26 protein-coding genes are annotated in these 24,865 nt (G+C 64.8%); 15 read left to right on the top strand and 11 right to left on the bottom strand.

The features are described 5' to 3' along the window. Positions 1-27: 27 nt before the first annotated feature. Both ACZY1G_RS19715 and ACZY1G_RS19710 read left to right on the top strand, forming a co-directional pair. Positions 28-1,173, top strand: a complete 1,146-nt coding sequence (locus tag ACZY1G_RS19715; RefSeq protein ID WP_463823378.1) for a thiolase family protein — start codon at positions 28-30, stop codon at positions 1,171-1,173. 55 nt (positions 1,174-1,228) lie between these two features. Further along, positions 1,229-2,131 carry an enoyl-CoA hydratase gene (locus ACZY1G_RS19710; protein ID WP_463816434.1) on the top strand — a complete coding sequence of 301 codons (903 nt, stop codon included), beginning with the start codon at positions 1,229-1,231 and terminating at the stop codon, positions 2,129-2,131. A 93-nt stretch (positions 2,132-2,224) separates the two neighbouring features. Here ACZY1G_RS19710 and ACZY1G_RS19705 read toward each other — a convergent pair whose 3' ends face one another. Continuing rightward, positions 2,225-3,064, bottom strand: a complete 840-nt coding sequence (locus ACZY1G_RS19705; RefSeq protein ID WP_463816433.1) for a mycofactocin-coupled SDR family oxidoreductase — start codon at positions 3,062-3,064, stop codon at positions 2,225-2,227. Between the two features lie 198 nt (positions 3,065-3,262). Next, on the bottom strand, positions 3,263-3,919 hold the full coding sequence (locus ACZY1G_RS19700; protein ID WP_463816432.1) for a TetR/AcrR family transcriptional regulator: 657 nt from the start codon (positions 3,917-3,919) through the stop codon (positions 3,263-3,265). 184 nt (positions 3,920-4,103) lie between these two features. Between ACZY1G_RS19700 and ACZY1G_RS19695 the strand changes: the two genes are divergently transcribed. Next, positions 4,104-5,276: an acyl-CoA dehydrogenase family protein gene (locus ACZY1G_RS19695; RefSeq protein ID WP_463816431.1), complete on the top strand. Its 1,173-nt coding sequence runs from the start codon at positions 4,104-4,106 to the stop codon at positions 5,274-5,276. Between the two features lie 27 nt (positions 5,277-5,303). On the opposite strand, the gene ACZY1G_RS19690 is transcribed toward ACZY1G_RS19695, so the two are convergent. Genes ACZY1G_RS19690 through ACZY1G_RS19660 form a run of 7 tightly spaced genes read right to left on the bottom strand, consistent with a single transcriptional unit; the run spans position 5,304 to position 11,078 of the window. Beyond that, entirely contained in the window at positions 5,304-6,077 is a 774-nt protein-coding gene (locus tag ACZY1G_RS19690; RefSeq protein ID WP_463823424.1) for an acyl-CoA dehydrogenase family protein, read from the bottom strand. Positions 6,078-6,100: 23 nt separating this feature from the next. After that, positions 6,101-7,231: an acyl-CoA dehydrogenase family protein gene (locus ACZY1G_RS19685; RefSeq protein WP_463823377.1), complete on the bottom strand. Its 1,131-nt coding sequence runs from the start codon at positions 7,229-7,231 to the stop codon at positions 6,101-6,103. Continuing rightward, on the bottom strand, positions 7,228-7,674 hold the full coding sequence (locus tag ACZY1G_RS19680; protein ID WP_463816429.1) for a nuclear transport factor 2 family protein: 447 nt from the start codon (positions 7,672-7,674) through the stop codon (positions 7,228-7,230). The genes ACZY1G_RS19685 and ACZY1G_RS19680 overlap by 4 nt, the downstream gene beginning before the upstream one ends. Further along, entirely contained in the window at positions 7,661-8,890 is a 1,230-nt protein-coding gene (locus tag ACZY1G_RS19675; RefSeq protein WP_463816428.1) for a metal-dependent hydrolase family protein, read from the bottom strand. Before ACZY1G_RS19675 ends, ACZY1G_RS19680 begins: the two co-directional genes overlap by 14 nt. 2 nt (positions 8,891-8,892) lie before the next feature. After that, the gene (locus ACZY1G_RS19670) at positions 8,893-9,222 is read right to left on the bottom strand and encodes a hypothetical protein (RefSeq protein WP_463816427.1); all 330 of its coding nucleotides are present in this window, start codon (positions 9,220-9,222) and stop codon (positions 8,893-8,895) included. After that, positions 9,215-10,546, bottom strand: coding sequence for an aromatic ring-hydroxylating oxygenase subunit alpha (locus ACZY1G_RS19665; RefSeq protein WP_463823376.1), 1,332 nt, complete (start codon positions 10,544-10,546; stop codon positions 9,215-9,217). Before ACZY1G_RS19665 ends, ACZY1G_RS19670 begins: the two co-directional genes overlap by 8 nt. Before the next feature lie 4 nt (positions 10,547-10,550). Beyond that, on the bottom strand, positions 10,551-11,078 hold the full coding sequence (locus ACZY1G_RS19660; RefSeq protein WP_463816425.1) for a carboxymuconolactone decarboxylase family protein: 528 nt from the start codon (positions 11,076-11,078) through the stop codon (positions 10,551-10,553). Between the two features lie 338 nt (positions 11,079-11,416). Here ACZY1G_RS19660 and ACZY1G_RS19655 point away from each other — a divergent pair, with 338 nt between their 5' ends. The 8 genes from ACZY1G_RS19655 (at position 11,417) to ACZY1G_RS19620 (ending at position 19,089) form a co-directional block, all read left to right on the top strand. Then, on the top strand, positions 11,417-12,583 hold the full coding sequence (locus ACZY1G_RS19655) for an acyl-CoA dehydrogenase family protein (RefSeq protein ID WP_463816527.1): 1,167 nt from the start codon (positions 11,417-11,419) through the stop codon (positions 12,581-12,583). Next, positions 12,583-13,347, top strand: a complete 765-nt coding sequence (locus ACZY1G_RS19650; protein ID WP_463816424.1) for an SDR family NAD(P)-dependent oxidoreductase — start codon at positions 12,583-12,585, stop codon at positions 13,345-13,347. Before ACZY1G_RS19655 ends, ACZY1G_RS19650 begins: the two co-directional genes overlap by 1 nt. 10 nt (positions 13,348-13,357) lie before the next feature. Next, positions 13,358-14,575, top strand: coding sequence for a CaiB/BaiF CoA transferase family protein (locus tag ACZY1G_RS19645; RefSeq protein WP_463823375.1), 1,218 nt, complete (start codon positions 13,358-13,360; stop codon positions 14,573-14,575). Beyond that, the gene (locus tag ACZY1G_RS19640; protein WP_463823374.1) at positions 14,572-15,414 is read left to right on the top strand and encodes an enoyl-CoA hydratase/isomerase family protein; all 843 of its coding nucleotides are present in this window, start codon (positions 14,572-14,574) and stop codon (positions 15,412-15,414) included. The genes ACZY1G_RS19645 and ACZY1G_RS19640 overlap by 4 nt, the downstream gene beginning before the upstream one ends. Next, entirely contained in the window at positions 15,404-16,552 is a 1,149-nt protein-coding gene (locus ACZY1G_RS19635) for an acyl-CoA dehydrogenase family protein (RefSeq protein WP_463823373.1), read from the top strand. Before ACZY1G_RS19640 ends, ACZY1G_RS19635 begins: the two co-directional genes overlap by 11 nt. A gap of 103 nt (positions 16,553-16,655) precedes the next feature. After that, positions 16,656-17,300: a TetR/AcrR family transcriptional regulator gene (locus ACZY1G_RS19630; protein ID WP_463816420.1), complete on the top strand. Its 645-nt coding sequence runs from the start codon at positions 16,656-16,658 to the stop codon at positions 17,298-17,300. Continuing rightward, on the top strand, positions 17,297-17,803 hold the full coding sequence (locus tag ACZY1G_RS19625) for a hypothetical protein (protein WP_463816419.1): 507 nt from the start codon (positions 17,297-17,299) through the stop codon (positions 17,801-17,803). Before ACZY1G_RS19630 ends, ACZY1G_RS19625 begins: the two co-directional genes overlap by 4 nt. A 107-nt stretch (positions 17,804-17,910) precedes the next feature. Then, positions 17,911-19,089 carry an acyl-CoA dehydrogenase family protein gene (locus tag ACZY1G_RS19620; RefSeq protein ID WP_463823372.1) on the top strand — a complete coding sequence of 393 codons (1,179 nt, stop codon included), beginning with the start codon at positions 17,911-17,913 and terminating at the stop codon, positions 19,087-19,089. Here the strand turns inward: ACZY1G_RS19620 and ACZY1G_RS19615 are convergent. Next, complete coding sequence (locus tag ACZY1G_RS19615) at positions 19,052-19,825, bottom strand: emopamil-binding protein (RefSeq protein WP_463823423.1); 774 nt, start codon at positions 19,823-19,825, stop codon at positions 19,052-19,054. The genes ACZY1G_RS19620 and ACZY1G_RS19615 overlap by 38 nt on opposite strands. Positions 19,826-19,848: 23 nt before the next feature. Next, positions 19,849-21,303, bottom strand: coding sequence for an aldehyde dehydrogenase (locus tag ACZY1G_RS19610; RefSeq protein WP_463816417.1), 1,455 nt, complete (start codon positions 21,301-21,303; stop codon positions 19,849-19,851). A gap of 191 nt (positions 21,304-21,494) precedes the next feature. Here ACZY1G_RS19610 and ACZY1G_RS19605 point away from each other — a divergent pair, with 191 nt between their 5' ends. The 4 genes from ACZY1G_RS19605 to ACZY1G_RS19590 are packed head-to-tail and all read left to right on the top strand — an operon-like array spanning position 21,495 to position 24,807. Beyond that, positions 21,495-22,760: an aromatic ring-hydroxylating oxygenase subunit alpha gene (locus ACZY1G_RS19605; protein WP_463816416.1), complete on the top strand. Its 1,266-nt coding sequence runs from the start codon at positions 21,495-21,497 to the stop codon at positions 22,758-22,760. 5 nt (positions 22,761-22,765) lie between these two features. Then, positions 22,766-23,098 (top strand): hypothetical protein, encoded by a 333-nt coding sequence (locus ACZY1G_RS19600; RefSeq protein ID WP_463816415.1) that lies wholly within the window; start codon positions 22,766-22,768, stop codon positions 23,096-23,098. Beyond that, the gene (locus tag ACZY1G_RS19595) at positions 23,095-24,333 is read left to right on the top strand and encodes a metal-dependent hydrolase family protein (protein ID WP_463823371.1); all 1,239 of its coding nucleotides are present in this window, start codon (positions 23,095-23,097) and stop codon (positions 24,331-24,333) included. Before ACZY1G_RS19600 ends, ACZY1G_RS19595 begins: the two co-directional genes overlap by 4 nt. A gap of 24 nt (positions 24,334-24,357) precedes the next feature. Continuing rightward, entirely contained in the window at positions 24,358-24,807 is a 450-nt protein-coding gene (locus tag ACZY1G_RS19590; protein WP_463816413.1) for a MarR family winged helix-turn-helix transcriptional regulator, read from the top strand. The last annotated feature ends 58 nt before the right edge of the window (positions 24,808-24,865 follow it).

Genomic DNA, 24,865 nt, shown 5'->3' with positions numbered 1-24,865 from the left:
GAAGAGCAGAAAACAGGGAGAGATCGCATGACGAACGACGTCGCCATCATCGGCGTGGGCATCCACCCGTTCGGTCGATTCGACAAGTCCGCTGTCGAGATGGGAGCCGAGGCGATCCGGTCTGCTCTGGCGGACGCCGGTATTACCTGGCAAGACGTGCAATTCGGCTTCGGTGGCAGCTACGAGGTCTCCAATCCCGACTCTGTCACCCGGCTCGTCGGGCTCACCGGCATCACGTTCACCAATGTGTTCAATGCCTGCGCGACCTCGGCGAGCGCGATCCAGCAGACGGCCGACACCATCCGGCTGGGCAAGTACGACATCGGCATCGCCGTCGGACTCGACAAGCATCCCCGCGGAGCGTTCACTGACGATCCTGCGAAACTCGCACTGCCACAGTGGTATGCCGAAAACGGTCAATTCGTCACCACGAAATTCTTCGGGATGAAGGCCAATCAGTACCTGCAGAGGCACGGGATCTCCGAGGAGACGCTGGCCAGGGTCGCGGCCAAGAACTTTCGCAACGGTGCGCTCAACCCCAATGCGTTCCGGCGCAAGCCGATCTCCGAAGAAGACATCATGGCTTCGCCGGTACTGAACTACCCGCTGCGGCAATTCATGTTCTGCGCCCCGGACGAGGGTGCCGCCGCCGTCATCATGTGCCGGGGGGACATTGCCCACCGCTACACCGACAAGCCGGTTTTCGTACGCGCCAGCGAAATCCGGACGCGTCGCTTCGGTGCCTACGAGGTACACGCGACGTCCGCGCCGCTGGAAGAAGATGTGTCGCCGACGGTGTACGCCGCGCGGGCCGCCTACGAGGCTGCGGGGATCGGACCGGAGGACGTGGACGTCGCGCAACTGCAAGACACCGATGCCGGCGCCGAGATCATCCACATGGCGGAGACCGGGCTGTGTGCCGACGGCGATCAAGAGAAGCTCTTGGCTGACGGTGAGACCGAGATCGGCGGATCGCTGCCGGTGAACACCGACGGTGGCCTGATTGCCAATGGCGAACCGATCGGCGCATCAGGTCTGCGGCAGATGCACGAGCTGGTACGCCAACTGCGCGGCGAGGCCGGCGAACGGCAGGTGCCCGGCGCCCCCCGGGTGGGCTTGGCGCAGGTCTACGGTGCACCGGGCACCGCCTCGGCCACCATCGTGTCGTTGTGATCTCACCAAACACTCTCGGGCACAACGTCATCACATTCTGAAAGGCGCGTGGCCCATGGATGATTACCGCTTCATCACGTACGAGACGCTCGACCAGGGCACCATCGTCCGCATCATGCTCAACCGGCCGGAGCAGCGCAACGCCCAGCAGCGCGGGCTGTTGGTCGAGCTCACTGCGGCGTTCCTCGCGGCCGAGGCCGACGACACGGTACGCGTGGTGATTCTGGGCGGCAACGGACCGATGTTCTCCTCGGGTCATGATCTTGGATCGAAGGTGATGATGCAGGAGTATCAGCCCGGCCCCGGCCAGCATCCGAGCTTCACCGAGAACGGAGCCACCCGTGAAGGTGCAGAGAAGATGATGCTGCAGGAGTGGCACCACTTCTTCGAGAACACCCGCCGGTGGCGCAACCTCCGCAAGATCACGATCGCGCAGGTCCACGGTGAGGTGTACGCCGCGGCCTTGATGCTCATGTGGGCCTGTGACCTCATCGTGGCCGCCGAGGACACGACTTTCGCCGATGTCGTCGGGACTCGGCTCGGCATGTGCGGCGTCGAGTACTTCGCCCACCCGTGGGAATTCGGAGCTCGAAAGACAAAGGAGCTCATGCTCACCGGAGACTCACTGCCGGTGGACGAAGCGCACGCGCTGGGCATGGTGTCCAAAGTGTTCCCGGCCCACGAGCTGGCTGACCGAACCTTGGAGTTCGCCCGGCGCATCGCCAAGGTGCCGACGATGGCGGCTCTGCTCGTGAAGGAATCGGTCAACCAGACTCAGGACAATCAGGGCTTCTACAACGCGCTCAACGCCTGCTTCACGTTGCACCAACTCAACCACAGCCACTGGTCGCAGGTGCACGGCGGCGGATTCCCGGTCGCCAACGAGAGCGACGGCGTGCCGAACTGGCGCGATGCGCCCCCTGTCGTACCCGCTGCCAAGAACAAGGTGAGGGACTAGCAGCTCGTATCAGTAGCTTCTCGTGACCGTACTGTGACGCCGAGACGCGCTGCGCGGTCTGCGATCTCGTGATCGCAGACCGTCAGGCGTCCGCTACTTCAGGCAGCTGCCGGCATCGATCGGCAGCGTCACGCCGGTCAGGTAACGGCCCTCGTCGGACGCGAAGAACAGCACGGCATTGCTGACGTCGATGGGGTCCACCCAGGGGATGGGCAGCGTGTGGAACATCTGACAGATCGGTGCCATGTCGTCGGCTCCCGGGTTCTCCAGGTCGGGCCGAAACATCTTGAACGTGGCGTCGTTGTGCAGCATCTGGGTGCTCACGTGAGTGGGATGCACAGAGTTCACCCGAATCATGTGTTGGCCCAGCTCCACTGCGAACGCACGCATCAAGCCGACGACGCCGTGCTTGGCCGCAACGTAATGTCCGGTGTTGGGATATGCCTTCAGGCCGCCCACAGAGCTCGTCAGAACGATGGAACCGCCTGCACCGCCTGCGATCATGTGGGGGACTGCCGCCTTGACGGTTTTCCAGACGCCCGTGAGGTTGGTGCCGATCATGTCGTTCCAGTCGTCTTCACCGGTCTGGTCCAGAGTCGCTCCGCCGTTGCCGATGCCGGCGTTCGCGACGACGATGTCCAGCCGCCCCAGCTGCTCGACGCCGCCGTCGACCGCCTCCTTCAAGGCTGCGTAATCGCGCACGTCCACCTCGGCGGTGACGATCCGGCGGTCGAGATTCTTCACCAGGGAGGCTGTTTCGGCCAGGTCTTCGGGCGTCGACGCCGGGATGCCGCCCGGCGCGGTCATCGGCTTGCAGACGTCGACGGCGATGATGTCGGCGCCCTCTTCGGCCAATCGCACCGCGTGGCTGCGGCCCTGGCCCCGCGCCGCACCGGTGATGAAAGCGACCTTGCCCGCCACCCGTTGTGACATCTGTTCCCTCGAATCCGTTGAAGATCGCACATGCTGTGCACCTGCTCAGCACTCTGTCACCGCATGTCGGGTCGTGTCAACGGCGTGGGACGATGAATTGCTGTTGTGACGTGATCGAGGCGCGGGCCAGCCGAGAGTGCTTCTCGGACAGGGGGTGACGCTACCGTCGGTGAATTCGCCGACGGTCGAATTCGAGAGTCAGTCCTCGGATGCGAATCCGTGCGACACGAAATCCCATACCTCATCGGCAGAGATCGGCGTCGTCGCCACGTCTTCCGAACCGCTGCTCTGAGCGACGAACATCACCGTCTGCATCGTCATCGCGGCGATCCGCTTGGGGTTCACGCCGGGGCGCAACTGACCGGCCGCCGCGGCGTCCTCCATGAGTTCGGTCAGCAGCATCACGAGTGGAGCGTGCGCGACCTTGACTTCGGACGGATGCGTGACGAGTAGGCGAGGTGCGAAATCCGTGAACAGGGGACGCTTCGCGACTGGGTCGGGCCGGGAGGATTCGAACAGGAGTTGGATCGCGACCTTCAGCCGCTCCAGCGGATCGGCATGATTGGTCGTCGCTGCGCGAATCTGCTCGGCCGAGCGGCTCAGCGCGTCTTCGAACAGGGCCAAGAGCAGTTCGTGTTTGCCGTCGAACTGGAGGTAGAAGCTGCGAAGCGACTGTCGCGAACGGTCGACGACCTCTTGCACCGTGAAGTCGGTGCTGCCCTTCTCGATGATGATCGCCTGAGCGGCATCGAGGAAGCGCTGAACCCGTTGCGCCGCACGCACTTTCGCCGTCTTGATGGAGCGTTCGACCGCGCGCTGCTTCCAGGCCGGCTCTTCGCTGGGGCTAGTAGTCATCGACGCCTCTGACCTGGGCCGATTCGGGAGAACATGGATGAACTATACCGGAGAACGGCATTGAACAGTGCGCTACGCCCAGCCGAGACCCGCGTGTCAGAGATTGTAACTTTCCCACAACGAGAATAGTATTCTCTGAAAGTCCGAAGGAAAAGACTGACGCTTAGGTACGGAATGGACGCTCGTGCAGCTGACCTTTGATGACGACGTCGAGGCCTACCGCTGCGAGTTCGCCGCCTTTCTCGACGAACACGCCCCGTCCGATGCTGACGGCGTCCTTCGACCGCATTCGTCTGCGCACATGCCGGACTGGGCTCGCGCTTGGCAGCGTCTGCTCTTCGACAACGGGTGGCTGGTGCCGGGGAATCCGCCGGCATTCGGCGGTCGTAACGCCACGCTGATGCAGCAGTACGTGCACCAGATCGAGCTGGCCCGTCGGCGGATGGTGTCGAGCTTCAACCCGCAGGGCGTGGGCATCATCGCCGCGTCTCTGTTGACGTTCGGCACTCCCGAACAGCAGGCGAAGTGGGCAGTGCCCATCCTTCGCGCAGAGATCACCGCTGCCCTCGGCATGAGTGAGCCGGGTGCCGGCTCGGATCTGGCGTCGCTACGCACGACCGCTGTGCGGGATGGGGACGAATTCGTCGTCAACGGCCAAAAGGTGTGGACCTCGGGTGCCCACGAATCCGACGTGATCCTGACTTTCGTGCGCACCGACCCCGCGGCTGTCAAGCATCGTGGCATCAGCGTTCTCCTGATCCCGACCGCCTCGGCAGGCGTGACATGTCGGCCGTTCGCCTCCGCTGCCGACCGCGACGACCTGGACTTCAACGAGGTGTTCTTCTCCGACGTCCGGGTGCCTGCGGCCAACCTCGTCGGTGAGCTGGGCAAGGGCTGGAGTGTCGCCACCGGGTCGTTGGGCCATGAACGGAACATGCTGTGGCTCAGCTACGCCGATCGGCTGCAGGACCTGGTAGACGACTGGCACCCGACGTCTGTGATCGAACGGGACCGGTACGCGACGCTGGTGATGGACAACCATGCGTTGCGGCTGATGGGCTCCGCTGCGCTCGCGCGCGCAGCTCGCGGTGACGAGGACGTCGCCTCGCTGTCTGTTCTCAAGGTTCACGGAGCTGATTCGGTGCAGGCCGCCACCGAGCACGCGCTCTCCGGGCAGGGCGCTGACGGGCTGAGGCAATCCGGCATGTCGGCGCCCTATGTACCGCTCAATCACGACCACTACTCGGGGAGTTGGGCCGACCGCTACATCCGGTCGTTCGCCGGAACCATTGCCGGTGGCACCTCGGAGATCCAACGCAACATCATCGCGCAACGCGTACTCGGTTTGCCCCGTTAGCGGCCCGCGCCGCCACCGGCGCCACCGCTACAGTTCGGCCAGCCTCGGCACCGAGCCGCGGGCACGCAGGCCGGCGCCGGCCTTGATGGTCAGTTCCCCCGAGCTGCCGAGCAATCCGTCGAGAACCAGCACCCGCTTCACGTGGTGGTGCAGAGCGTGTTCGGCGGTGAAACCGATGCCGCCGAGCACCTGCTGGCAGTGCCGGGCAGCTGTGAGGGCGGCCCGGCCGGCGGCCGCTTTGGCAAGTAACGCAGTCAGATCCGGGTTGTCGACTCCCGGCAGGGTCAGGGTCGCCTCGGCACCCTCGATGGCGACCAGCGCGTCTGCCAGTCGGTGTCGAACCGCTTGGAAGGACGCGATCGGTCTGCCGAACTGCGTGCGATCCAGGGAGTGGCGACGGGCCAGCGCCAGCATGGCCCGCGAACATCCAATCAGCCACCAGCCCAGCGCCCGACGGCCTTCTGCGAGGCGCAACAGCTCGCCTTCATCGGTCCGGCGCAGGGGTAGCCCACCCATGACCGCGCTCGCCGTGCCGTCGGCGTGCCGATCCCACACCACCTGAACATTTCCCGCGAAGGGCAGTGCGGGGGACCCGCCGAGCTCGCGACGGCTGGATCGCAACACCACGTCGTTCACTATCGACGCGTGCGCCCCTGTCTCGCCGAGCAGGCGGAAAACCACAGGAATGATCGTCTCCGCCGACTCGGTGAGCATCTCGGCCCAGCCCAACTCGGCGAGCGCGCGGTCCAGATCGCTGCCGGACGACGACTGCATCGTCTTGTGCAGGGTCGCCTCGAGCATCTTCAGTTCGTCTGGATCCACGATCACTCTTTCCCAAGGTCGAGCAGGCGACGCGCGACGATGTTTCGCTGGACCTCGGCGGTACCACCGTAGATGGTCGATGCGCGAGAGTAGAGGTACTCCGTGCGCCACTCCGTGTCATCCAGATCGATTGCCTCCGGGAGTAACTCGAACACGGTGTCGTAGAGGCGCTGCTCTGCGCCCGACAGCAGGAGTTTGTCCACGGAGGTCTCTGGACCCAGCTTGGCCCCGTCGTCCAATCGTCGTTGCGTGGCCAGAGAACGGCATCGGAGCGTATGAAGAGCCAGATACGCCTCTCCCATGTCGCCGTCGACATCGCGGCCCAGATGCTTGACGTCGAGGACGAGCGCATCGAGTCGGGAGTAGAGATAGGCGATTCGCTGCCAGAAGCAGGTCGAGCGCTCATAGGGCAGCAGGTCCATGGCGAGTTGCCAACCGTCACCTGGGTTTCCGAGCATGCGATCGGCGGGCACCACGACGTCGTCGAAATACACCTCGCAGAACTCGTCCACGCCGTGCATCGTCTGCAGCGGTCGAACATCGATGCCGGGGCTGTCCATGTCGACGAAGAACGCGGTGAGGGCCTGGTTCTTCGGAGTGTCGGTGCCCCCGGTGCGGGTCAGCAGAATGCACTTGGACGAGAACTGCGCATAGCTAGTCCACACCTTCTGTCCGCTGACCACCCAGGAGTCTCCGCGTTGCTCCGCTCGGGTGCTCAGCGAGGCCAGATCGCTCCCGGCGCCGGGCTCGGAGAACCCCTGACACCACGTCTCCCGTCCGGACAGCAGGCGCGGCACCATCTCCGCGGCCAACTCCGGGCTCGCGTAGTCGATCATCGTGGGCGCCAGTACTTCGAGCATCGAATAGGGGCCCGGTTCGTCGAGGCGCTGGCCCACGATCTCCTCGCCCACGACGGCGCGCAGAACAGCGGGTCCGCCGAAACCACCGGCCTTTTCAGGCCAGCCCCACCGCATCCAACGGGCGTCGTAGAGTGCTCCGAGCACGCGTGTGTGCTGCGCTTGATGAGCTTCCAGCGAGTGGTCGGCCGGGGGAGTCAAGTCGTTCTCATCGAGCCACTTGCGCAGTCCGGATCGGAACTCTGCGACGCTGGGAACGCCGGCGAACGTCGTCACCCTGCCTCCGGCCTGCCGATGGCGTGTGGACGGCCCGAGTCGTGGTCGCCGTTGCGCCGGATGAATGTCATGGCGCGGGCCTTCAGACGCCATCCGTCGTCTGTGCGGAGGTAGCTGTCACGGTAGTAGCCGATGCGCATGTCGTGCGTGGAGTGCTCGACGAAGCACAGTGGTTGGGTACCGGTTGCGGTGTCGGCGCCGTCGTCGAGGTCGACAAGTGCCGTCCCCGTCATGAACAAGCCGCTGGGGGCGGCCGCGACGAGCTCGGGAAACCGCGCCAGGCTGTAGGTCGAACCGAACGCGCTGTAGGTGCCGTCCGGCGTGAAGACCGTGACGAGTCCGTCGACGTCTCCCTGGGTGATGGTGACCGCGTACTTGGCCAACAGCTGATGGATTTCGACGAGGTCGTCGGTGCGCGACGGCCGGGTCCTAGAGGTTGTCATGTCGGAAGACCTTTCCGCCCTTCATAACGAAGCCGACGTGTTGGGTGACGCTGATGTCCTGCAGAGGGTCACCCGGGACGGCGATGATGTCGGCCAGCAGGCCTTCGGCGATGCGACCCCGGTCGGTGACGCCGATGAGGTCGGCGGCAACGACAGTCGCGGCCCGCAGCACGGCCGCCGCGGGCATGCCCCAGTCGACGAGCGTGACGAGCTCGTCGGCGTTGCGGCCGTGCGGGATGGCGGGCGCGTCGGTGCCGACCGCGATCTTCACGCCGGCCTCGTAGGCTGCGACCAGCGACGTGCGCGCCTTGGGGAACATCTCGGCAGCCTTGTCCTGCAGTGCTTTCGGAGCCTTCGACACGTCCATTGCCTCGGCAAGTCGACGGGTGGTGACGAGGAAGCGGTCGTGCTCGACGAGCATCTGAATGGCCTCGTCGTCCATGAGGAATCCGTGTTCGATGCAGTCGATGCCGACCGCGACGGCGTGCTTGACGGCCTCGGCACCATGTGTGTGGGCGGCCACTCGCAGTCCGCGTCGGTGCGCCTCGTCCACGATTGCGGACAGTTCCTCGTCCGAATAGTGTTGCGCACCAGCCTCTCCGGTCAGAGACATCACTCCGCCCGAGACGCACACCTTGATCAGCTGGGCGCCGTGCTTGATCTGGTAGCGCACCGCCTTGCGGATCTCGTCGACGCCGTTGGCAATGCCTTCCTCGACCGTCAGCTCGAGCGCACCGGGCATGAAGGCGGCGAACATCGTGGGGTCGAGATGCCCGCCCGTCGGCGTGATCGCATGGCCCGCGGGCACCACGCGCGGCCCGTCGATCCAACCGGCGTCAATGGCCTTGCTCAATGCGACGTCGAGCAGATAGCCACCCGTCTTGACGAACAGCCCCAGGTTGCGGACCGTGGTGAAGCCCGCTCGCAGCGTGCGGCGGGAGTTGCCCACGGCGCGAAGCACACGGGTGGGCGGGTCGTCCTGCACTTGAGAAAGACCCGGGTTCTCCCCGCGGCCACCCATGAGCAGGTTGACCTCCATGTCCATCAGACCCGGCAGCAGGATGGACTCTCCGAGGTCGAGCACCTCGTTATCCGAGCCGTTCGGGACGTCCCCGCCGATGCCGACGATCCGGTCACCCTCGATCCTGACGACGGCCGGTCGGATCACCTCACCCGCGTCGACGTCGACGTAACCCGCAGCCTTGACGGTCAGCACGACTAGACCACCGGCTCCTTGACCAATTGGATGTAGGCCGCGCCACTGTCGAGCACACGCGGTTGCTTCCACACCTCGATGGGGAAGCTCACCATGACGATGGACTGTCCGAGGTGGACCAGTGCTTTGGCGTCCTCGGGCATGCCCGCGAGAGGAAAGCGTTCGTCGACGTAGACCATGATGTCCTCGAGACGCGCCATGCCGGCGTCGTACAACTCCTGCATCTCGTCCATCGTCGATGCGAGACGCTTGGCGTAACGCTCCTCCTCGGTCGGCAGGCACCATTCTGCGAATCGTTCGAGATCGGCGAACTCCGCGGGCAGCTTAGACATGTACGCGATCCTTCTCGTCTGTCGTAGCGGCGTGCACGCCGTTGGTCTCGGCCAGAGATGCCTTGTACCGGTCCACGTACTTGTGAGCGGTCATGTGGAGATGTCGCAGCAGAATCTCCTGATCGCAGAGCGGGAACTCTGTGACGGCCCGGGTGCCGATCTGGGTCTGCGTCGCCTCGAGGGTGTTCGCATCCTGGAACGCGTACTCCTTGAAAGTGACCGCCGCGAGCTCCTGAGAAAGCCTCTGGCGCAGGTTCTTCGGCGGCACGAAGTACAGATCTGCCTCGAAGATGTGAGAATCGACGCCGGTCGGCCAGTAGTTGTAGGTGAGGTACCAGCCCGGTGCCCAGAACAGCAGCGTCCAGTTCGGAAAGAATTCGAACGAGTCTGTGCCCCAGGTCTTGTGCCGGCCAGGGTTGATGGCGGGCGGCAACTCGTCGGGCAGAATGCCCTTGATGTCCGGCCGGTCCCAGGGGCCGAAGAGACCGCTGTGCAGTATCTGCTCGATGGGCTTGACCATGTTGATGTCCTTGGGCGGGGACATGCCGCCCCACGACGACACCATCGAGTGATCGCCCTTGATGTCGTAGGCGAGCGCCTCGAATCCGAACTTGGCGAGTTTCTCGGCCTCCGCCTTCTCGGCCTGCTTCATGTGCAGGATCGGCGCGTGGTAGAACTCCGTGAACGCGTCGATGAACAGCTTCCAGTTCGCCTTGACTTCTGACCGGTAGCTGTAGTGCTCGGTCATCTCGTGGAACGGGTAGCCCTTCAGGCCCTCGCCGAACTCGCCCAGGTATTCAGCCAGGGGCTGGGCGTCGTCGTCGAAGTTGACGAAAATGAAGCCCTCCCACACCTCGCACCGCACCGCCTTGAGCGGGTAGTCGGCCTTGTCGATGTCGAAGAACTCGCCCTCTTGCTGAATGAAGGTCAGGTCGCCCTTCAGGTCGTACCGCCATGCGTGGTATTTGCAGACGAACTGGCGGCAGTTGCCGGAGACCTCTTCGCCCGGGTAGTCGTTCCAGACCAACTTGTTTCCCCGGTGCCTGCACATGTTGTAAAAGGCCCGGATGGTGCCGTCCTTGTCCTTGTTGACGATGATCGAGGTTCCCTTCCCCACCGAGGGCATCTCGCGCGTGAAGTAGCTGCCCGTCTTGGGAAGCAGCTCGACGCGACCGAGGTGCAGCCACGTCTTGCGGAAGATGGCTTGTTGCTCCAGCATCCAGTGGTCAGGATCGATCGAATCGGTGTAATCCACTGGTGCCGTGCCCAATTCTGGCCAGTTCTCGGTCCAGCTACCCGCCTCGGGTTTGGGGAAGAATGCCACGCGATCAGTTCTCCTTCTTGGGTTCCACACCGAATGTGTTCAGGGCCATGGCCAGCATGTTGTAGCCGCCAACTGTGAAGACGAAGTCCATCAACTCGCGCTTGCCGAGGTGTTCGGACAACGCTGCCCACGTATCGTCGCCGACACTGGCACCGTCGACGAGTTCATCGACCGCCGCCAACACGACGCGGTCGAAGCCTGCGGCGCCCCTGATGCCTTGTGCCGTCGCGATGTCGTCCGCGGTCAGCCCAGCATCGGTTCCGATCGCTACGTGCTCGTCCCACTCGTACGCACACGCGGTGCGGTGGGCAACCCGCAGAATGGCCATCTCGCGGACCCGCGGGTCGAGGGTCGAGCGCGTGAGCAGGTAGAAGCTGAAATTCAGGAACGGGCGGGTGAGGTCGGGATGATTGACCAGGGTGCCGATCGCGTTCCCTGCTGCTGTGGGGTTGCGGAGTTCTTCAGGCATCATCCGCAGTGCGGTCAACACGGCGTCGTCCCACTCGGCAGCAGGCAACGGCGGTATGCGCACGGCTTCTCCTTCGGGGAGTGTCGGGGTTACTGGGCGCTCCGAGAATTGCATTCTCATATTCGACTAACAGATTTTCACGTCGACGCTCGATCGTCAACGGTGGGGTGCGTCGAGTTCACCGCATCCGCTGCAGGCCGCACCCGGGAATCCCCAGGCATGTGCCCTTATGGACCGGCCTGGCGGTTGATTCTCCGCAAACGAGAGGATAGTTTTCGTCTACTGGTCGGGTGAACCCTGACCGCCGGCGTGGAGGTGCTGCGGCGTTCTCCGTCGGGCCGAGGTGGCCCGCGGCGGCATCGGACCGCCCTTCGACGAGGAGAGATTCAGTGACCGGTGGGATGAACTTCGCACTGACCGAGGATCAGGAGCTGATCCGTAAGTCGGTGGCCGAACTGGCGGGGCGCTTCGACGACCAGTACTGGATGGACAAGGACCAGCGTCACGAATTCCCCCAGGAGTTCTACGATGCCGTCGCCTCCGGAGGTTGGCTCGGCATGACCATCCCCGAGGCATACGGCGGTCATGGTCTCGGCATCACCGAGGCGACCATCCTCGCCGAGGAAGTGGCCCGCTCCGGCGGCGGGATGAACGCAGCCAGTGCGATTCACATGTCCATCTTCGGCATGCAGCCCGTGGTGGTGTTCGGGTCGGAAGAGATGAAGGCCGCGACCCTGCCCAGAATCGTCGACGGCGATCTTCACGTCTGCTTCGGTGTCACCGAACCCGGTGCAGGCCTTGATACGTCGCGCATCACCACGTTCGCCAGGCGTGACGGGGACTCGTACGTGGTCAACGGACGTAAGGTGTGGATCTCCAAGGCCATGGAGTCCGAGAAGATTCTGTTGCTGACCCGGACCACGCCCTACGACGACGTCGCCAAGAAGACCGACGGGCTGACGTTGTTCCTCACCGATCTCGATCGCGACCACGTCGACGTGCGGCCCATCACGAAGATGGGGAGGAACGCGGTCAGCAGCAACGAGTTGTTCATCGACGACCTCCGCATTCCGGTCGCGGATCGCATCGGCGAGGAGGGTAGGGGCTTCGAGTACATCCTGCACGGTCTCAATCCGGAGCGGATGCTGATCGCAGCGGAGGCGCTGGGCATCGGGCGGGTGGCCTTGGACCGTGCAGTCAGATACGCCAACGAGCGCGTCGTCTTCGATCGACCGATAGGCATGAACCAGGGCATCCAGTTCCCCCTGGCCGACTCGCTGGCACGACTCGATGCCGCGGAGCTCGTCTTGCGTAAGGCCACGTGGCTCTACGACAACGGTCGGTCCTGCGGCCGGGAGGCCAACATGGCCAAGTACCTGTGCGCGGACGCCGGATTCGATGCAGCCGACCGTGCCATGCAGACGCACGGCGGCATGGGTTACTCCGAGGAGTACCACATCTCGCGCTTCTTCCGTGAGTCCCGACTGATGAAGATCGCCCCGGTGAGTCAGGAGATGATCCTGAACTTCCTGGCCTCGAAGGTGCTTGGCCTGCCCAGGAGCTACTGATGGGTGCCAATCCGCTCTTCGACCTCACGGGTCGGTCCGCTCTCGTGACGGGCGCTGCCGGCGGGATCGGCTCGGCGGTCGCGGGAGCTCTCGCCACTGCTGGTGCGTCGGTCTTCGTGACCGACCTCGACGAGAACGCCGCGGCCGAGGTCGCCAACGGAATCAACGATCGGGGAGGCAGAGCCGGGAGCGCGGGACTGGACGTCGCCGACCGGGAATCCGCCGACGCCGCGGCCGCACGGGCGGCGGCAATGACCGGTGGTGTGCTCAATATCGTTGTCAACAATGCGGGAGTGACCGCGCCCGCGATGTTCTCGGACATCACCGAGGACAATGTCAACCGACTGCTCGACATTCACGTGATGGGCGCCTTCCGCGTCACCCAGGCGGCGCTTCCGTTCCTCGCAACCGATGGCACCGGGCGCGTCGTGAACGTGACCTCGGCGGCTGGTATCACCGGCACGCTCGGGCAGGTCAACTATTCGATGGCCAAAGCCGGAATCATCGGATTCACCAAGTCGTTGGCCCGCGAGCTCGCACGCAAGAACATCCTTGTCAATGCGTTGGCGCCGCTGGCTGCGACCCCGATGACCGAGACCATTCGCACCAACGAGAAATTCGCCGCGAACATGATGCGCCGAATCCCGTTGCAGCGCTGGGCTGAACCGGACGAGGTTGCGGGCGCCTTCGTCTTCCTCGCATCCGATGCCGCGTCCTACATCACGGGTCAGGTGCTGCCCGTGGACGGCGGCATGGTGATGTGACCGGCGCATCGTGACCAACCTCGGCCCCCTCGCGGGCATCACGATCGTCGCCATGGAGCAGGCCGTGGCGGCCCCCATCTGCACGCGGGTGCTCGCCGATTTCGGTGCCCGCGTCATCAAGGTGGAGAACCCGTCCGGGGGAGACTTCGCCCGCGATTACGACGACGTCGTCAACGGCCCGGGCGGTCTCGGTGCGCATTTCGTCTGGTGCAACCGGGGCAAGGAGTCGATCACGCTGAATCTGAAGTCGCCGAACGGGATCGACGTCCTGCACCGTCTTCTCGACGGAGCCGACGCGTTCGTGTCGAATCTCGCGCCCGGTGCCACGGCCCGGCTCGGGCTTGGCCGAGCCGATCTCGCAGCCCGCCATCCCAATGTCATTCCGGTGGAGATCGACGGCTACGGACCCGGTGGTCCCATTTCCCACAAGCGTGCATACGACCTTCTCGTGCAGGCGGAGTCGGGCTCCTGTGCGGTGACTGGCCACCCGGGTCTGCCGGCCAAACCGGGGCCGGCGATGGCCGACTTCACCACCGGTCTCTACGCCGCCCTGTCGATCATGGCGCTTCTCGTGGCCCGTGGGGGACGCGCCGAGGGGGTGGCGCCGGCGGTGGAATTGAGCCTGTTCGACGTCATGACCGACATCATGGGATATCAACTGACGTACACCCAGCACACCGGTGTCGACCAGGTGCCGTTGGGCGTCAGCGCACCGGCTGTCGCGCCGTACGGATCGTTCCCCACCGGAGACGGCCATACCGTCGTGCTCGGCACCACCAACGACCGCGAGTGGCAACGTCTGGCCAAGGACGTCATCGGCCGACCCGATCTAGCCCTTGATGCGCGATTCGCGACGAACGCCGGTCGGTGTGCGCACCGGGAGATCCTCGACGAGGCCATCGGATCATGGTGCGCCACACGCGAGCTAGAGGATATCCAGGAGATCGCGGACGCTGCGGGAATCGGCAACGCGCGGTACAACCTGCCATCCGACGTGCTGAGCCACCCCCAGCTGCGCGCACGCCGCCGCTGGCGTCAGATCGGCTCGCCCGTCGGCAGTATTCCTTCGCTGATGCCGCCGCCGGTGATCGACGGCTACGAGGCCCCGATGGGCGCGGTACCGGGGCTGGGCGAACACACCGATCTCGTTCTCGCCGAGCTGGGCCTGACCACTGAGGAGATCGCGGCGCTTCGGGACGAGGGAGCGATCGGCCCGGTGTACCGATGACCGATGAGCCCGTCCTCGTGGACGACGACGCGAGGGGCGTTCGCACCGTCACGCTCAATCGGCCGCTCCGCAAGAACGCGCTCGACGCCCGCGCCTGGTGGGAGCTCGCCGACGCGTTGCGGGCCACTGCACGCGATCCCGCCGTTCGGGTCCTGGTGCTCACCGGTGCGGGTGGGGCGTTCTGCTCGGGAGCCGACATCGGCACCGGCGAGGACATCCATCCCCGCTACAAACTGCAACGGCTCACCGATGTGGCACTTGCTCTCCACGAACTCGCGGTCCCGACGGTGGCGAAGGTGACTGGGATTGCGGTCGGCGCCGGCTGGAACCTCGCCCTCGGATGTGACCTCGTGGCGGCCACCCCCGAATCGCAGTTCTGCCAGATATTCGCCAAACGCGGACTGTCGGTGGACCTCGGTGGGTCATGGCTGCTGCCGAAGCTGGTCGGCCTGCAGCAGGCGAAGCGCCTGATCCTGTTGGGAGACATGATCGATGCCGACGAGGCTCGTGCACTCGGTCTGGTGACCTGGGTGCGTGCGGCCGACGACATCGACGCCTTCGTCGACGGTCTGGCCGGTCGGTTGGCGGCTGGGCCGCCGTTCGCGTTGGCGCAGAGCAAGGCTCTCCTCAACGATGGCGCGAGTAGCACGTTGCAGTCGGCACTGGCGAACGAGGCCCGCGCTCAGCCCGGAAACTTCGCGACGACGGACGCGGCGGAAGCGTATGCCGCGTTCGCAGCCAAACGTGAGCCGACTTTCTCTGGCGAATGGGCGGTTTCACCTCCGTCGCCGCCGAGACCCCTGCCTGACGCCAGCGAAAGGAACACCCATGCGCCGTGACCTCTTCGACGAAGACCACGAAGCATTTCGTGCTCTGGTGCGCACATTCGTCGAGAAGGAGGTTGTGCCGCACTATCCCAGCTGGGAGAAAGGTGGTCGGCTACCACGCGAGGTGTTCGAGCGGATGGGTGAGCTCGGCCTGCTGGGTATGGCGATCCCGGAAGAGTTCGGCGGCGGTGGTACGAGCGACTACCGGTACAACGTCGTGCTGCAGGAAGAGGCGGCGCGGGCGCTGGTGACGCTGTCCACCGTGCGCACGCAGATCGAAGTGATCCTGCCGTACTTCCTGCACTATGCGAACACCGAACAGCGCGAACGCTGGTTCCCGGGTCTGGCGGCTGGCTCGCTGCTGACGGCCGTGGCGATGACCGAGCCGGGCACCGGTTCGGATCTGGCGGGCATGCGGAGCACCGCGGTGGTCGACGGCGCCGATTACGTCCTTAACGGCGCCAAGACGTTCATCACCGGCGGCATGCAGGCCGATCTGGTGGTCGTGGTGGCACGCACCTCCATCGATCCGGACAACCGCCGCAAGGGCCTGACCCTGCTGGTCGTCGAGGACGGTATGCCAGGCTTCACCCGGGGGCGCGAGCTCGAGAAGATGGGGTGCAAGGTCCAGGACACCGCCGAATTGTCGTTCGTGGATGTCCGGGTCCCGGCTGCCAACGTGCTCGGCGAGGTCGGCGAGGCCTTCGGCTATCTAGGCCACAACTTGCCGCAGGAGCGTCTGACGGTGGCGGTCGGGTCAGTTGCGCAGGCGCGATCTGCCATCACCGCAGCAATCGATTACACGAAGGACCGCAAAGCTTTTGGTTCGTCGGTGGCGTCCTTCCAGAACACTAAGTTCGAGCTTGCCGCGTGTTCGACCGAGGTGGAGGCGGCACAGGCGATGCTGGACCGCGCCGTCTCGTTGCACGTCGAGGGGCAGTTGTCTGGCGCCGACGCGGCCAGGGTCAAGCTGTTCTGCACCGAGATGCAGCAGCGCGTCGTCGACCGTTGCCTTCAGTTGTTCGGCGGCTACGGCTACATGATGGAGTATCCGATCGCGCGGCTCTACACGGACGCCCGTGTGGCCCGCATCTACGCCGGCACCAGCGAGGTCATGAAGGTCATCATCGCCAAATCGCTCGGCCTGTAGCGGCGGCCACCACGCAGCCACCGGGTCCGAAAAGAGACCCTTGTCACAGCGGCCAAACCTACCTACTGTGTGTTCACTAGGTTGGTTCGACGGTGGGAGTGTGGTGAGCGACCAGAGCCTCGAGGTGGTGACGGGGGACCGCTCGACACGCCCCTACGCGTCTCTGTTGGCCAAGGGTGAAGACCGCCGAGTGCTCATCCTCCAGGTCGCCGAACGGCTGCTCGCCCGCAACGGCTGGCGCAACACATCGTTGGCGCAGATCGCGAAGGAAGCGGGCGTGAGCCCTGCGGGACTCTTGCACCACTACGCGTCCAAGGAGCATCTGCTCAATGCCGTGCTCGATGCCCGCGATGCCGACGACGACCAGCACGCTGACCGGATGGGTGACCTCATCACCGAGATCTGCCGAGTCGCGGAACGTTTCGATCGTCAGCCCGAACTGATCGGCACCTTCACGGTTCTACTCGCCGAGAACATCGCTCCCGACGCGCCGTTGCACGATCGTCTGGTGAGGCGCCAACACGCGGCGGTGCGCATCGTCACCGACTTCATCCGACGTGCGCAAGACACTGGTGTGTACCGCTCTGACTTCGACCCGGCCATCAAGGCCGTCGAAATTCTCGCCTTCATCAACGGAATGGAGTCCGCATGGTTGCTCGATCCTTCGATACCCCTGGTCGAGGTCTTCACGGGGTACGCGCAGACGCTGGCCAGAGATTTCGAACCCGTCGACAGGAGTGCGCGATGAGGTACCGGCTGGACGTGGTGGGGCCTTCGGTTCACGACGTCGTGAAGTGCGCCGGCGGCTTCATCGTCGACCGAGTGATGGCTGGGTGGGACGTCACGGTGCTCATCGACGGCGCGGAGGATTTCCGAGCCCTGGAGATTCTCGGCGTCGCGGTTCATGATCTCGAAGAAGCGCTGGCGATGTGGGCGGATCAGCCCCACCCGCACACCGTGGCGGTCGCGGCAGAGTTGTTCGCTGCCGACGCTCGCGTCCGACAGGGCGTGCTCGAGGCGCTTGACCATGGACTCACGGAAGTGACTCTGTGGGGGGAGCGTTGTCCCGCCGAACTGGACGACACCGTGGATTCTGTTCATCACCAATTGAGTGCTGCCGCACGCGCTTTCAAGGCGCAGGCCTTACGGGCCATCGACCCGGGATTCGCCGACATCGGCGCCTCGGAGATGTTTCGGAGCGGCGCAATGATCAAGCCCTCGGTGGCGGCGGACCTCATCCCCGCCAGCTGACACGCGCGCGCCGCGCGTGATCCTGAGACGATCCTTCGCGCGCTCTGTTTCGGAGGGCACTTGTTGCCAGGCCTTCACAAATATTAAGTACTTGATATCATCGGCACATGAAACTCGTGTTCGATCACGAGATCGAGGCGTTCCGAGCAGAATTCAGTGCCTTTCTCGATGCACACCTGCCTTCGGCAGCGGAGGCTTCCGCAGAGCGCTCTCGCTCCACCGCGCACGTTCCGGAATGGGCGAGGCGCTGGCAGCGACTGCAATTCGACCACGGCTGGCTGGTGCCGGGAAATCCGCCAGAGTTCGGTGGCCGCAATGCCGGAATCCTCGAACAGTTCGTCCACCGCGAGGAGCTGAACCGGCGACGGCTGTACCACGCGTTCAATCCGCAGGGCGTCGGCATCGTCGCGGCGTCGCTGCTGTCGTTCGGAACCGAGGAACAAAAGGCGCGCTGGGCGGCGCCCATCCTGCGGGCCGACATCACGGCGTCATTGGGAATGAGCGAACCGGGGGCGGGTTCCGATCTGGCCGGCTTGGCCACGCGCGCCGTTCGCGACGGTGACCACTTCGTGGTGAACGGTCAAAAGGTCTGGACGTCCGGAGCGCACGACGCAGACGTGATCCTGACCTTCGTGCGGACCGACCCGACAGCCCCGAAGCACAAGGGGATCAGTGCCCTGCTCATTCCGACGGGCAGTCCCGGAGTGACGCGCCGCCCGTTTGCGAACGTGTACGACCGCGACGACCTCGACTTCAACGAAGTCTTCTTCGCCGACGTCCGCGTTCCGGTGGAGAACCTCATCGGGCCGCTACACGAGGGGTGGCGGGTGGCGAACGGCTCGCTCGGCCATGAACGCACGATGATGTGGATGTCGTTCGCCACCCGGTTGGATCAGACGCTGCAGGGCGTTCGGCCGCGAACCGCCCTGGAGCGGGATCGCCTGGCCACCTCGGTCATGGACCACCAGGCGCTGCGCCTCCTCGGCTCCAGGGCGCTTGCGCGGGCCTCCCGTGGCGAGGTCGATGTGCCCGGTCTGTCCGTTCTGAAGGTGCTCGGCTCGGAAGCCGAGCAGCGGGCCTACGAGGACCGGCTGGACGCGGGCCAATCGGATTCTCTGACCGACTCCGCTCTGTCTGCGCCCGACAATCCCTACGCCCCAGGTCAATTCACCGCCAACTGGTTCACGCGGTACCTCGGCAGTTTCTCGGGCACGATCGCCGGAGGTACGTCGGAGATCCAGCGCAACATCATCGCCCAACGAGTTCTCGGGCTGCCAGCCGCGTGAGATGGTCGATCTGCAGGTAGATGGCATACAGCACCACCGGCGGCAGGACGATGAAGGGGACGTTCTCGGCGATGAACTTGAATCCCAACCCGAAAGCGCCTTGGCCGATGTCACTGAAGCCGGCGCCGATCTCGGAGACGAAGTAGACGGCGGTGCTGCTCATCAAGACGGCGACGCCGGCGAACGTCAACCACAGGCACCGGATACGCGACTCGGTCGGCAGTCGCGGACGGATCAGCCGCGTCCACATTACGAGGAGCAGAGCGCCCGTCAGCACGCCGACCACCTCGAGGGCGAAGACCCATGGATTGCCGCTCACGTAGCGGGTGTCGGCCAAGCCGTATTGCCACCACAGCCACTTCCAGCCGGGGTCGTCGGTAGGTGTCCACAACCCAAGAGGGTGGCCGATGAGGAACATCAGCTCGTACCCGATCTGGCTACCCGCGGTGTAGGGGAGATAGAACAGGACGAGTTCGGCGGCCCTGTCGAGGGACGTCCGGTTCTCACCCGGGGCGTTCCACAGGATGACCAGGGGGAGTAGAAGGACAGGAACGCCGAAGATCAGGTTGACGACGACGTCGGTGGTGAACGTCGGTGCGATGACGCCGATGTGGACCCCGATGGTCACCCCGAGGAACACGGCGGCCGTGAACAGTCCGGTGGCGAGATAGATGCGCCCGCGGTGCGGCGCGACCGGTCGGGCGAAGTTCGTCTCCCGGCGCACCGACGACATCATTGCGCCTGTCTCGTTCTCCGCCGTCACGCTCTGACTGCTCCGGCCACCGCGATGGACTTCGTGTGGGTGTAGCCGTCGATGCCCTCGCGGCCCAGTTCGCGTCCGTAACCGCTGCCCTTGACCCCGCCGAAGGGAGCGAAAGGATCCATGGGATAGCCCTGGTTCACGCCGAACGTACCCGTCCGAATGCGTTCTGCGACAGCCATTCCGCGGTCGGCATCATCGGTGAACACGGATCCGGCCAGGCCGTAGTCGGAATCGTTGGCGATCGCGACGGCCTCGGCCTCGTCGGAGTAGGCGATCACAGTCAGAACCGGACCGAAGATCTCTTCGCGGGCCACGCGCATCGAGTTGTGCACGTCAGCGAACACTGTGGGACGCACGTACCAGCCGCGGTCGACGCCCTCTGGCAACTCGGTGCCGCCGACGACGAGTCGGGCGCCCTCGCGTTGGCCGAGGTCGATGTAGTCGCGTACCAGTTCCTGCTGTCGCCGCGAGACCAACGGCCCGACGTGAGTGGCGTCGTCGCGCGGGTCGCCCACCCGCAGGCCGTCGACCTCGGTGGCCAGTGCATCGATGAACTCGTCGGCTCGCCGGGCCGGCACCAGCACGCGGGTGAGGGCGTTGCAGATCTGGCCGGCGTTCGACAAGCTGGCCGACCGAACGGCGGTTGCGACGGCGGCGGGATCTGCGTCGTCGAGGGCTATAGCTGCCGACTTGCCGCCGAGTTCGAGGCTCACTCGTCTCAGGCCTGCGGCGCAGGCCGCTGCAACCGACTTACCGGCACGGGTTGAGCCCGTGAACGAAACTTTGTCGACTCCAGGGTGTTCAACCAGGTACTCGCCTAGATCCCGTCCGCCGGGCAGCACGCTCACCACGCCGGCGGGCAGGTCGGCCTCGGCGAGGATCTCGGCGAGGAGAAGCGCGTTCAGCGGCGTCTCGGGGGCCGGCTTGACGATGACCGTGCACCCCGCGAGCAGCGCAGGGATCAGCTTCGTGACGATGAGGAACTGGGGCATGTTCCACGGCACGATGGCCACCGCCACGCCGACCGGCTCGCGCAGCACGCGGATATCGGAGCCGTACATCCCACCGCGATCCTCCCGCCACGGGTACGTCTCGGCGAGGTCGCAGAAGGCGTTCATCATCGTCCACGGCAGCGCCACCTGAGCGCGCTTGGCGAAGCTGATCGGCGCACCGAGCTCCGAGGTGATCGCCTCGGCCATCTCAGTTCGCCTCTGTCCGTACAGCGTCGCCAGTCGGCGGATGACTGCGATGCGTTCTGCGGGTGTCATCCGCGGCCAGGGGCCCTCGTCGAAGGCTGCTCGCGCGCACGCGACCGCTGAGTCGGCGTCGCCGGGCTGCGCAGCGGCGACGCGCGCCACCTGCTCTTCGGTGGATGGAGACACGACGTCGATGTGTTCAGTGCCGCTGGGATGCAGCCACTTTCCGCCGATGAACAGCTCGCCATGGTGCATCCAGGATCTCCGTTTCGCCGCCGTCGACGCGGCAGTGTCAACTACTTGTGATTGCCGGGTCCAGCATATACGGTCAGGTTCGACGGCTGGCCTGATTGCCGATAGGTGTCAGGTGGCTGACGGAATACCCGCGGACCGACTGGGGCGTTGCGTGACATGCGTGCGGCCGGTCGCGTCGACAGGAGGATCTCGTGGCGCGCTTCCCCAAACCGGCTGAGGGCAGCTGGACCGAGCACTATCCGCATCTGGGCACCGGTCCGGTCTCGTACAAGGACTCAACGGATCCCGAGTTCTACGAAGTCGAGCGCAAGGCGGTGTTCAAGCGCGCCTGGCTGAACGTCGGCCGCGTCGAAAGCCTGCCGCGCAAGGGAAGTTACTTCACGAAAGAACTCAAGGCTGCCAACACCTCGATCATCGTGGTGCGCACTGCTGATGGTGCGGTGAAGGCCTATCACAATGTGTGTCGTCATCGCGGAAACAAGTTGGTGTGGAACGAGATGCCGCGCGAGGAGACCAGCGGCGTGTGCCGTCAGTTCACCTGCAAGTACCACGCGTGGCGGTACGACCTCGAGGGCAACCTGGCGTTCGTGCAGCAGGAGGAGGAGTTCTTCGACCTGGACAAGAGTCGATACGGCCTCGTCGGCGTGCACTGCGACGTCTGGGAAGGCTTCATCTTCGTCAACTTCGCCGCCGAGCCGGAGCAGTCACTGCGCGACTTTCTGGGGCCGATGATCACGGCGCTCGACGGATACCCGTTCGGAAAACTCACCTCGCGGTTCACCTACCGTTCCGAGGTCAAGGCGAACTGGAAGCTGTACATGGACGCGTTCCAGGAGTTCTATCACGCCCCCGTGCTGCATGCGAATCAGTCACCGACGGCCTACTCGAAGGCTGCTGCCGAGGCGGGTTTCGAGGCGCCGCACTATCGGATCGAGGGCCCGCATCGACTGGTGAGCACGTCTGGCGTCAAAGCGTGGGAGATGTCGGACGAGATGCGCAAGCCGATCGAGGACATCTGTCGGAGCGGGCTCTTCGGCCCCTGGGAGGCAGCAGATCTCGGGCCTATGCCCGTCGGTCTCAACCCCGCCAAGTGTGATCCCTGGGGGCTGGATTCCTTCCAGCTCTTCCCCAACTTCGTCATCTTGTTCTGGGGGCAGGGCTGGTACCTGACGTACCACTACTGGCCGACGTCGGTCAGCAGTCACACCTTCGAGTGCACCCTCTACTTCCCCGAACCCCGTACACCGCGTGAACGCATAGCCCAGGAGCTCGCTGCCGTGTCGTTCAAGGAGTACGGCTTGCAGGACGCCAACACGCTCGAGGCCACGCAGGCGATGATCGAGACGGGAGTGCTCGACGATTTCGTCCTGTGCGACCAGGAGGTGCTCATCCGCCACCTGCACGTCGAGACGGCAGCCTGGGTGCAGGACTACCAGCGCAAGACGGCGGGAGTGTGACGATCGTGGCAACGTCCCTGCTGCCTCCCGAATTCGCCGATCTCGAGCAATTCTCCGACTGGTGTCTGGGCACCGAGCAGGAGCGCTATGCCAAACGGCTGGCGAGCTCGATGACCGAGCTGATTGCGTTCTACGATGCGATCACAGCACGCGCGGAAGAGGCCATCTCCTACTGCGACAAGTTCTCGCTCGACGAACTTCCCGAGGATGTTCTGAACCTGATGCACATGCTGTACTCCATGATCTCGGTGTCGTTTCCAGTTGAATGCTGGAAACAGCCACGTGTCCCGGACACCGGTGCGACGTCGTTGGATTGCGTCATCGAGCCCGTCCCGTGACGACTGTTCTGCGTGCGGCCCGCTGGGCCGACGTGGCGGCGGGGGAGGTGCGCTCACCGGCCGTACTCGTCATCGAGGGTGAGCGGATCCAGTCCGTCAATCCCGACGTGCTCCCCGATGACCCGGCGGAGATCATCGATCTGGGGGACGTCACGCTGCTGCCCGGGTTGATGGACATGGAGCTGAACCTGCTCATCGGCGGCCCCGGTGGGCCCGAAGGCTTGCCCAACCCGATGCACGGGGTGCAGGATGATCCCGCCTACCGGACCCTTCGCGGTGCCGTGAACGCGCGAGCGACCCTCGCCGCCGGATTCACGACGGTGCGCAACCTCGGCCTGATGGTGAAGACCGGTGGCTACCTCCTGGACGTCGCGCTCATGCGGGCCATCGACAACGGCTGGCACCCCGGACCGCGCATCTTTCCCGCAGGCCATGCGGTCACTCCCTACGGTGGCCACCTCGACCCCACTGTGTTCCAACGGCTGGCCCCGGGCATCATGCCGCTGTCGGTGGCCGAGGGCATCGCCAACGGTGTCGACGAGGTTCGCGCCTGTGTCCGGTATCAAGTGCGCCACGGTGCCAAGTTGATCAAGGTGTCGGCCTCGGGCGGGGTGATGTCGCACAGTACGGCCCCTGGGGCGCAACAATATTCGGACGAAGAATTCGTGGCGATCGCCGACGAGGCGCACCGGGCCGGGGTTCGCGTCGCCGCTCATGCCGTCGGGGACAGTGCCATTCGCGCCTGCATCCGGGCGGGCATCGACTGCATCGAACACGGCTTCCTCGCGACCGACGACACGATTCGAATGATGGCCGACACCGGCACCTTTCTGGTGTCCACCACGTATCTCACCGAAGCGATGGCGGTCGACCGGATAGCCCCGGAACTCCGCAAGAAGGCGGAGGTGGTTTTCCCGCAAGCGCAGGCGATGCTGCCGAAGGCGATCGCCGCGGGTGTGCGCATTGCCTGTGGGACCGATGCTCCGGCCATTCCGCACGGGCAGAACGCCAAGGAGATCGTGGCGTTGGTGCGGCGAGGGATGACGCCCATGCAGGCCCTTCGGGCCGCCACGCTCACCGGTGCGGAACTGATCGCCGCCGACGACGAACTGGGCCAGCTCGCCCCCGGCTACCGCGCCGACGTCGTCGCCGTGCCGGGCGATCCGTCCCTCGACATCGCGGTGACCCTGGACGTGCGCTTCGTGATGAAGAATGGTGAGGTGTTCAAGCGCTGACGCGGGAGAGGTAGGGCAGGGGCCATGGAGCAGACCGACAACATTCTCTGGTTGCTCAAGCAGGCATGGTACTTCGCGCTCACGACCGTGAACGACTCCGTCAGCGAGCATGGGGTGAGTACTGCGCAGATCGGCCTCTTGCGCCAATTGGCTTCCGAACCTGGACTGTCCGGCGCCGATCTGGCCCGTCGCCTGCTGATCAGTCCCCAGGGCGTGCAGTTGGCGCTCAAGGAGCTCGAGCGTCGTGAACTCGTTGAGCGCAAACAAGATCCGCAGCACGGTCGGATACTGCAGGCGTTCCTGACCGACGAGGGCCGCACTGTGGCCGAAGCCGTGGTGAGCGACGCCATCGCCGCTCACGACAGGGTGTTCGGGGTGTTGAGCGCGGCAGAGCAGAAGACGCTGAGGGAGCTGCTGGGGCGGGTTGTCGAGCAGGGCACGGGTCACCGGCTGCATGCCGACCACATCGAGTAGAAACTGATCACGCAGGACCCGAGTGGCGGGTACTTGAGTTTAATGACAAGTACTTGAT

Source organism: Mycobacterium sp. IDUB_5 (genome assembly GCF_055419565.1).
Note: the sequence above shows the minus strand (reverse complement) of the source record. Positions and strands in the feature narration are given on the sequence as shown.